4 protein-coding genes and 1 pseudogene are annotated in these 10,435 nt (G+C 51.4%); 1 reads left to right on the forward strand and 4 read right to left on the reverse strand.

Going from position 1 to position 10,435, the window contains the following annotated elements:
• Nucleotides 1–269: 269 nt before the first annotated feature.
• The 3 genes from ACR0ID_RS07225 to ACR0ID_RS07235 are packed head-to-tail and all read right to left on the reverse strand — an operon-like array spanning nt 270 to nt 8,619.
• Nucleotides 270–1,295, reverse strand: coding sequence for an adenylate/guanylate cyclase domain-containing protein (locus ACR0ID_RS07225; RefSeq protein WP_480604590.1), 1,026 nt, complete (start codon nt 1,293–1,295; stop codon nt 270–272).
• A complete protein-coding gene (locus ACR0ID_RS07230; protein WP_480604591.1) occupies nt 1,288–1,629 on the reverse strand; it encodes an Hpt domain-containing protein in 342 nt (113 codons plus the stop codon). Before ACR0ID_RS07230 ends, ACR0ID_RS07225 begins: the two co-directional genes overlap by 8 nt.
• Nucleotides 1,630–1,632: 3 nt before the next feature.
• Nucleotides 1,633–8,619, reverse strand: coding sequence for a GAF domain-containing protein (locus ACR0ID_RS07235; RefSeq protein WP_480604593.1), 6,987 nt, complete (start codon nt 8,617–8,619; stop codon nt 1,633–1,635).
• Between the two features lie 392 nt (nt 8,620–9,011).
• Between ACR0ID_RS07235 and ACR0ID_RS07240 the strand changes: the two are divergent.
• Nucleotides 9,012–9,176 (forward strand): annotated as a pseudogene (locus ACR0ID_RS07240) (IS5/IS1182 family transposase); the annotation flags it as partial.
• 428 nt (nt 9,177–9,604) lie between these two features.
• Here ACR0ID_RS07240 and ACR0ID_RS07245 read toward each other — a convergent pair.
• Nucleotides 9,605–10,435 (reverse strand): hypothetical protein (locus ACR0ID_RS07245; RefSeq protein ID WP_480604595.1); only part of this gene is annotated, 831 nt, incomplete at its 5' end.

Below are 10,435 nucleotides of genomic sequence, written 5' to 3' on the forward strand. Positions count from 1 at the left end.
CTGTCTGGCGCACAAGTCCAGTGGAATAATGGCAGCTTAGCGCAAAAAAGCAGGCATCTGGTAATAATAGTCGAATGACCGAGTCGAGCCCTTTTGACCGATGCTGCGTGATGACCCAATGACTACAATGCGCAGAAAGCGAACTTTGCAAAGTCTGACAATATCTAGTCTCCAATCACTGAGCCACATATGAAAATCATCGGGCTAAAAGCAAAGCCACAAGCGCAACTACACCCGATGTTGTTGCGCTTGCCAGGTTGCCTGAATGGTCATAGCGCATGGATATCGAATGGATCGGAGAAACCCTTGATCATTGTTCTACCAAATGTCTCCAACACATTTGCCCCTTCCAACAGATCGAAGGTTTCTTGATCAATCAATATACGGCTTCCGGTTTTCTGCGTTTCTGCCTCGAGGCGAGCAGCGAGATTTACAGTGGATCCAATACAAGTATACGTCGCTCGATTGTCCGTACCGGCATAGCCGGCGACGACTTCGCCAGTCGCTATTCCGATGCCGATTTTTAGGTCACTTTTCCCTTCTGAGCGCCTTTCGAGATTTAATATCTCAATCATGTTGTGCATTTCATGCCCTGCCGCCACCGCACTTTGCGCGGAGTTGGACAGCGGCTGCGGAACTCCGAAAAGAGCCATCAAACCGTCTCCCAGCATCAGGCTGACAATTCCGCCATTGCTGGTAACAGCCTCGAACATCAACGTGTAAAAAGTGTTGAGCAGGTCAATTGTTTCCTCTGGAGCGAGATTTTCAGACAAAGTCGTGAAACCGCGAATGTCACAGAAGAGGACCGAAGCATTGGCACGCTTGCCGCCTATGGCAAAGCCGGACTCTTGTAGGTCTTGTGCAACCTCAGTTGTTGCAAAGCGCTCTAGCAGGCGCTTCTGTTCGTCCCTGAGCCTTTTCTTTTCAAGGCAGCTGGAGACACGCGCACTAAGTAGTGTCTTATTAACAGGCTTTGGCAGGTAGTCTTCGGCACCCAATTCAATGCAACGCACGACGTTGTCGAGACCCTCAACAGATGACGTCACTATTACCGGCAGATCGCGCAAATCAATGTCCGATTTGACGGCCTCCAGAACTTGGAAGCCGTCCATTTCTGGCATTTCAATATCCAGTAGCAGCAAGTCGAACGGCTGGTTAGACAACATCTCCATCGCAACCCGGCCGTTTTCCGCGACCGATGCCTGGTGACCCGAAAGCTCTACGCTGCGCGACAAAAGCAAGCGGTTCACCTTGTTGTCATCAACGATGAGCAAATGACCCGGGGCGTCAGACATCAATCAGGCTCCGTAAAGCGGCTGCAGCAATGGTAAGGTCGGTTTCCAGCGCCGTCGCGTCAGTAAGGTCTCCGGCTTCAGGCAGCTCACCGAGCTCGATTTTCCTGGCCCGTTCGGCGAGAGCAATCGCCCCAAAGGTATTGGCATTCGACTTAATGGAGTGCGCAGCACGGCGGTATCGGTCGGCATCAGCCGCGCCCGCAGCCGCTTTCAATTCGTCAATCATGCCAGGCGCTTCGTCAAGAAAGATGTTCACAAGCTCGGCTACGAAATCTTCGCCTGTAGCGTCTTTCAGCTCCAAGAAGATTTCATGATCAATCGGGCTGTCTGTCATGGGTCACCTTCTTATTCTGGGGGAATTTAACAGGGCTTCAATTAGGACCGGTACGCGGATCGGCTTAGTGATATAGTCGTCCATCCCTGCTTTCAGGCACATCTCACGGTCGCCCTGCATAGCGTTCGCGGTCATCGCGATTATACGAGGGCGACTGCCATCCGGTTGCGCTTTGTTGATACGACGAGATGCTTCAAGCCCGTCCATCTCGGGCATTTGCACATCCATGAAAACGACATCATATGTTTGCCGGTTGACGCTTTCGACCGCTTCAACGCCGTTGTTGGCCAAATCAGCGCGATAGCCCATCTGTTCCAGCAGTCGCAGCGCAAGTTTCTGGTTCACCAAATTATCTTCGGCCAGCAAAATCCGCAGCGGATGTCGTGTGGCCATATCCGGATCTGTTTGTGGTTTGCCCTGAGGTTTGGACGGCTCTACGCGCACCTTTTCAGTCGCGAACAATGTGACCAGAGTATCGAACAGGTGGGATTGGCGCAGAGGTTTGGCAAGGTTGGCGGCGAAGAGCTCATCCTCAAGGTCTATATCGCGCGGGCCAAGTGAACTGAAAAGGATGAGTGGCAAGCCCGGTTTCTTGGCGCGAACCCTTTTTGCGAGCTCTTCTCCATCCATGTCAGGCATATGCATGTCGAGAATGGCCAAATCGAACTCGACGCCTTGTTCAAGTATGCTCAGCGCCTCTGACGGAGATCCACACGTCGTGGTCTGCGTGCCCCATTTCTCAGTTTGAATCGCAAGGATTTTACGATTAGTGGCATTGTCGTCCACCATCAAAATTCGCTTGCCTTCGAGTTCAGGCTGAACGCCGACAAGATTGCGGGAAGAAGACTTAACTGGCTTTGCAGGTTTCGCCTGGATTTTGAAAACAAATGTGGAACCGCTCCCCTCGCCATCGCTTTCAGCCCACATGGTCCCGCCCATGAGTTCTGCTAGGCGTTTCGAGATCGCAAGACCCAGACCAGTGCCGCCATATTTTCTGGTCGTTGAACTATCTGCCTGACTGAAAGACTGAAATAATCGGCTCATGCCCTTTTGGGATAGGCCGATTCCAGTGTCTCGGACTTTGAACGTTAGTTCGAGCGATCCCTGTACCTCGGCGGATTGTTCAACAGACAGAACCACTTCGCCGCTTTCGGTGAACTTCACTGCGTTAGAAAGCAGGTTCAGCAGAATTTGCCGCAATCTGGTCAGATCCGCGCTAATCGCCAGTGGTAGCGCGTCATCGAATTCATAGGCTAAATCGAGTTGTTTCTCAGCGGCTTTGCCACTGACTAAGTCGAGAGCGCTTTCTATGCATTCGCGCAGGTCGAACGGATGATTTTCGATATCCATCTGCCCGGCTTCAATTTTCGAGAAGTCGAGGATCTCGTTGATGATACCCAACAGCGCGTCACCACTATCGCGGATGGTGTTTGCATAGTCGCTTTGCTCTGCATCCAACTCTGTGTCCATCAACAGGCCGCTCATCCCGATTACGGCATTCATGGGCGTGCGGATCTCATGCGACATGGTGGCCAGAAATGCGCTTTTTGCTTCGTTGGCAGTTTCAGCAACCTCGCGCGCTTCTTCAGCTTCGCGGAAAAGGCGTACGTTCTCGATCGCAATAACAGATTGATCGGCAAAGGACTCGGCCATTGCAATATCGTCATCCGAGAAGGGTGTTTTGGATTTCCTGATGAAATAGAGGCCGCCCAGACATTTGCCTCCGCGCAACAATGGCACGCCAAGGAAAGCTTCAAACCCGCTTTCTTCGTGAAGCTTCTTTGCCAACCGCGGCAGGCCACCCGACGACAAATCATGCACATGCATGGTTTTTCCAGACAGCAATACCGACGACAGAAAATTGTCTTGCGTATCTAGCGGGTGCCGGGTTCTTCCGAAATCACGTATCAGCCCTTTGGGTGAGGCCAAAGCCACTTGCCACCAGAAACTCTCATCCGACAACGCCGCACCGGCCATGTCGCACGAAACGAGCCGTGTCGCGGAATCTACGATCACCTCAAAAACAGGCGTTGTATCCGTGGGCGATTGGCTGATCACCCGCAATACATCAGCACTCGCAGTTTGACGGGCCAAGGAAGACTGAGTTTCATTGAACAGGCGTACATTTTCCAGCGCGATTATGGCCTGATCGGCAAATGACTCGGCAATGGAAATTTCGTCTTCAGTAAAAACCTTGGACGTCTTTCGAATAAAGACCAAGTTGCCGAAACAGTCTTTTCCGCGCATCAAGGGCACCATCAAAGACGATTTAAAGCCCTTCTCGCGAAATATCTTCTTGTCGCGTCGCGGTAGTTCATCGTAGCGCCAATTTGGCATGTGTAGCGTCTTGCCGCTTTTGATTGCCCAGGACGGCAGGTTGTCTTCGGGGTCAATCGGAAGCCGATCCGTCCACTCAACTTTTTCCACACCTTCTGGCGTTGCGACAGCTACCTGCCAAATTTCGGTTTTGTTGGCTTGAATAGCAATTGCCAGGTCGCAATCTATCAGCGTCGTCGCCAGTCCAACAATCTTCTCGAACACGGGTTTGGTATCGGTCGGGGATTCAGAAATTACCCGCAGCACATCTGCACTGGCAGTTTGGCGGGCAAGCGCGGTTTGCGTGTCATTGAAAAGCTGCGAGTTCTGAATAGCGATGATCGCCTGTGACGCAAATGTCTCCATTTGCTTGATTTGTTTCTCGTCGAAAGCCGCAGTTATTCGGCTGCCCATGCTGATGACTCCGATTGTGACACCATCGCGTATCAACGGCACGGAAAGCACGGATCGATAACCATCAAGTTTAGATTTCAGAACTGGGTCATAATTGGGGTCCGCTTGTGTATCCTCGACATAGTCAGCCTGCCCACGAAGGAGCGCCCGAGCCGTCGCAGAAGTCTCTCCTGGTTCAAACGGATGCGATTTCAGGAATTCGGTAAATTCGTCTGACAGGTTGTGCCCGGCAAAAAAATGATACCTACCATCGTCGGGTTTCTTCAGCGCCACAAAAGCATCCTGAAGGCGGCAGATGCGAGACGAAACAGCCAGCAACGCTTCCAGAACAGGCTCCAGTGCGTCTGGAGATCGGGAAATGACTTCGAGCACCTCGCTCGTTGCCTTTTGATACTCTAACGACTCTTCGATTTCTGCCGTACGCGATTGTACTTCCTCAAACAATTGCGTGTTGTTGATAGCTATCAACGCCTGAGACGCGAAAGTTTCCAACAGGCTGATCTGTTTTTTGCTAAATGCTGAGGCCTGTCTGTGCGCCATGACGATGACACCGAGCGTACGCCCATTTTTGACTAGCGGAACACCGAGAGTCGTAAGATAATCGCCAATTTCGGCGGCTTGTTTCCAGGTGTACGTTGGGTCGTTGCGCGTATCTTCTATATAGACTGTCTTAGCACGCAGCGCTGCACGCCCTATGCACGACCCTTCTTCAGGAGCGATGGGGTTATCAGTCAAAAACTTCAGGAACGCATCGCTTATGTTATGGGACATGACAACGCGGAAAAGCCCATCGTTGCTATCCCGCATGGCGAAAAATGCGTACTCAGGAGAGCAGATGCGCGAAGCAACTTCTAGTATTGCATCCAGTACCGGAGGAAGATCGTTGGGCGAACGCGAGATGACATCCAGCACTTCAGAAGTTGCTGTTTGGTACTTCAGCGTCTCTTCAACTTCGGCTGTACGGGCCTGAACCTCTTCGAACAACTGAGTGTTGTTGATCGCGATCACGGCCTGAGCCGCGAAAGTCTCCAAAAGGGAAATTTGCTTTGAATTGAACGGTGCAACCCTGTCGTGGCAAAGAACTATCACTCCAACCACCAACTCGCCCTTGATTAGCGGGACACCCAGAAGTGAACGGTACTTTCCGATACGCGCAGCCTCTTTCCATTCGTATTCGTCGGCTTCGGTATCCTTGTAATAGACCGTTTCCCCTCGTGCAGCCGTTTGACCGATTCCGCTCCCATGACCTGCCGGAACGGGGTTGGCCTGCATGAACTTCATGAAATCACTGTCAAAATCGAGCATAATGTCAGTGTGGTATAGATTGTCCTCTGGATTGAGGATCGAAATCGCAGCGTATTTTGGGTCGCAGATTCGGCTTGCGACTCTCAAGATTTCGTCGAGTACCGGTTTCAACTCGTTCGGAGATCGAGAAATGACCGACAACACGTCTGACGTGGCGGTTTGGTATTCCAGAGATTGCACAACTTCCGCGGTGCGTTCCTCCACTTCGCGGAAAAGATTGGCATTTGTAATGGCGATGGTGGCCTGGTCTGCAAATGTTTCCAACAACTGAATCTGCTTGGTGGAAAATCCCGAAACCTCGATTGACCCGACCGAAATTACACCCACAACCTCGCCATTTTTGACCAACGGGACCCCGAGCACGGACCGATATTCCCCGACGCCGCTGTCCTCCATCCAAGTATAAGACGTCTCGGTTTCGACATCTTCGATATAGATGGTGCGTTTCGACAATATGGCACGCCCGCTTACACCGCTTTCATCAGGCGAAATAGGATGCGCTTTGACATATTCCGCAAAGGTCGTGTCCTGCGTAAGTATTGCAAGAACATGAAAAAGCTGATCGTCGGGGTTCAACATTGCAACATAGGCATCCTGCAATTCGCAGATGCGCGACGCTTCTTTGAGGATAGCATCGAGAACAGGCGCCAACTCATTTGGTGACGCCGAAATAACCCGCAGCACTTCGGATGTAGAGGTCTGATATTCCAAAGCCTGCGTAACTTCCGCTGTCCGATCCTGAACTTCGCGAAACTGTCGGACGTTTTCCATTGCGATAACGGCTTGAGCCGCGAATGTTTGGACCAGTGCCACGTCGTCGTCTGAGAATGGCGCAACTTCACGACGATAAAGCACGATCACCCCTAGACCGGTGCCATCCTTCATCAACGGAACTGCCAGAACCGAGCGAGCTCCTTCAATCTCAACCATCTGAACCCGTTTCGGGTCACGTTCCCTGAGGTAAAGGGGATCGTCCGCGATATCGTCCTGGCGTATGATCTCGCCATCGATCAATGGTTTGATCGCAATTAGTTCAGTGCGTGTAAGTGGCTCCATAAAATTTTTGAGCGCTTCGTCAAAATCGATTCTCGCACCAATATTGGCTGGGATCGTTGCGATCCCGCGTTCGTGATCAGCGATACACAAGAAGGCGAGTGGCGCTTTGCACAGACGGCTGGAGTTTTCGAGAATGCTCTGGAATACAGGTCTTTCGTCGTCGCGGCTACGGCTTATGACTTCGAGGATTTCCCGCGATGCTTTTTCGCGCTCAAGTCGTTCCTGAACCTCTCGAAATTGGCGCGTGTTTTCTATTGCTATGACTGCGTGTTTGGCGAACTCTTCGATGAATTGCACGTCCGGGTCAGAAAACGGGCGGACTTCGCGGCGGCTAACCGCGATCGCACCAATCGCCCGGTCGCCTTGTATTAAAGGGACTGTTACGCGTGATCGAATGCCTTCAACTTCGACCATCATGATCGCTGTTGGGTCGCCCGAACGATAAAAATCCGTTTCAATCAAATCGTCGATGCGAAAAACCTTGCCAGTTCGGATCGCTGCGGCCACGGTTACCGAACCGTCCAAAGGCCATTCGTCCCCGATGTCAAATTGAGTTTTCTGATGCCCCCAATTCGCGGCCAACCGCCCGTGAGTCCCTGCATTATTGACCAAAACCAGAGCAGCCTGATCTGCGCCACATATCCTTGTGGCCTGCTGAAGCACCGCGTCAAAGACCCGCGCATCATTATCCCGGCTTTTGCTGATAACGCTTAGGACCTCTTGCGTCGCCACTTGGCGTTCCAGCTGGGTGTGCAGCTCTTTCATTTGACGTGTGTTGTCGATTGCAATCACAGCCTGGGCCGCAAAGCCCTCGACCAAAGATATCTCATCTTCAGTAAATGGCCGCACTTCACGCCGGTAAATCCCGATGACACCTACGGGGTCACCATTTGCCGACATCAAAGGAACCGTCAGAAACGAACGAACACCTTCCTCATCAACCAGTTGCCGGCGCCAAGGATCCCCGTTGATATAGTGGTCTGTCTGGCGCAAATCGACATTGTGAATGATGCGTGCTTCCCGCACGGACTCAGCGATTTGTAAATTTGAGTCCAGAGACCAGCGATCCACGCCGACCTTGTAAGTAGCTAATTGATCGCCAAAATGTGCCGCGTATTCCAAATGAGTTCCTGCCTCATTTAGCAGGCTCAACGTGGCTACATCTGTTTCGCAAAGCCGTGCGGTGTTTTCCAAGATCGTCTGAAATACCGGCGCTTCATCATCCCGAGACCGACTGATCGTCTCCAGAACATCACGCGTGGCACCTTCACGAGCCAGACGCACCTGCAACTCGCTAAACTGTCGAACATTTTCAATTGCAATGACCGCTTGCGCGGCGAAAGTTTCAACCAGCTGCACCTGATCGTCGGAGTAAGGTCGTATCTCATCCCGTGCCAACATCAGGCATCCGATTGCGCTACCACCCACCTTCAAAGGAACAAAGAGATTGCTCCTGCACCCATGCGTGTCGACAATGAGCTTAAAGCGCTCATCTCCCAATTTATGGAAATCTGTGTCGCCCATGTCGACAACGCGTCTGGTCTCACCACTTAGAATGGTGTCAGTCACGATGGAGTTGCCTGGCTCCATCGTGTATTTGCCGTCGAGCCAGAGCTGTTGAATATCCGGGTGTAGATTAACGCTGGCAACCAGTTGCTGACGAGCATCCCCTGCTTGCCCGAGTACCAGACCGGCAAAAAAGGCATCACAGAGATCTTTTGCCAGCGTTACAATCAAGTCGCATACTGGCTGGATGTCATCCTTGGTCTCGGAGATCGCCTGCATAATCCGCGCGGTGGCTTCAAAGCGAGCCTGCTGATCATCCGCGCTGAGCCCCCTGCTTTGCGAGCTTGACGACGCTGAATCAGCAGTCTCTCTTGATGCCTTTTTTCCACCCACCTGCGTTCGTGCCCCCCCCGCAAACTAATGAAACACTCAAGACCGGAGTTTAGAGGGCATACGATAGAAGTCACAGAGTTTCTTTGTGGGTCGTGTACCATGCGGTTCGGGCGATGCCGGTATGGTGTGGCCTTAGGAAGATCCGCACAGTTATTAAGAAAGCCGCCCTATTTGACAAAAAGGTGTCCTAAATAGGAGCTGTGTTAAACTTCCCCGAATACTCAAACATCGCTGTTGTATGTCTTCTTTGGGCTGCGACCCGCCAATCATGCAAGCCGCAGAGAATGGCCGCATCGAGCCCATTTTGACAGAAGCTGCGAGGTGCACGAACAGCCGCCATGCGCGCTTTACAGCCGTTCAATTGGCGGTAGCCAGTAGCGGTGGAAACCGGTGAATATGACAAGCGCTGCAAAACACGGCGCAACCGGATCGAGACTATGTTCGACCGATTGAAAGTTTAGAGGCGTGTGGCAAGCCAATACGATAGATGCCTCAAGGCCTTCCTGTCAGCCATCGCACTCGCCGCGACAGTCATCTTTGGTTATGAGATGCCGTAACGGGGCCAGCGCACAAAGCCAAGCGGCATGACGCCGTGAGCTTACAGCGGTTGGCTTCCTAATCGCAACTCTTCGAGGTCCTACATGGACGTGGTTCCGATGATGTCGTGATCTGGACTCATGCCGGCTCAGCCGAGCATGCCTATGAGATGGGCACATCGGAACTACATCGAACCAGAAACTCGTTGGTAGCCCTCGCGCTGACCACGGACCGAAGCATGCGCAAGAGCGTGATCTCGCCGGAGCACAGCGTCGGTGGAAGCCGGTTCGAAAACGCAGAAATCTCACATCCGAAATTCAGCGGCGGATAACTTGCGCCAATACTGCTTGACCGGCTTCGCCCCGGTAATGAAATTCTGACCCCAAACCATGGCATTCGTTGCCCCACGGGTGCCATTTTCAATAGCTTTGAGCAATATATCGAGTTTTCATCGACCTTTGAAAAAATCTGCAACTCTCTGACGCAAGCCACGCGGATTGTCTATATTAACAGGTCCGCCAAGCTCTAATAGTTGTTTTTGGATCGCAAGTCGTTGATTTGGAATTATATCGTGCAAAAATCCATCGTTAGCGACTTCGCTCATAGCCCGAACGTGATCAGTATTTTCAAGAAGCACTCGATAGTGGACAAGGTTTACGTTTTGAACTCCAAACGTTTCTAAAATCAGTGCGATCCAGGCAAGCCTGCTCTCTTCAGAAAATCCCGCAGTATTCACCTTTAAGATTATCGGCAAAAGGCTTTTGGAGATGCTAGAGTTTTTTTCAATGCGTGGAATGCAGTCATGCGAAGTAACTCCGATAGAGTGTAAGAAATCTTGGACGGAATTCTTACTATCTGACACCTGAATTATGTCATCAACTCGAAATTTCGCATGTACCGCTTCAGCGATGCCTTGCTGACTGGAAAGTTGAACCACCCGTTCAGATAGCGAAAAATCCTCGAAGCTTTTCCCGACAGCATTAATTGGAGAATCATTGTCTGGATTAAGAACGCATTGTCTGAAAAGAGAGTTAGTCCAGCCTTCTCCAGTCCTGAAAAAAACCACCGGTATTAATCGACGACCACTTAGAATCTTTAAAAACCGGTCGATGTTTGACTGCTCGAAATCATGCAAAAATATGCTTAACGCCTCATTAGACAGAATTAGATTTTCGTATCTGCAGCTTTCTAGGCTGTCAGCTAGTCTTGAGAAATTACCGGTCTTGAACTCAGGCAAGCAAAACGAATGCTTGGGATCAGAGGGGTTTAAATGCTTGGT

It is taken from the genome of Ruegeria sp. AL2 (genome assembly GCF_056540845.1).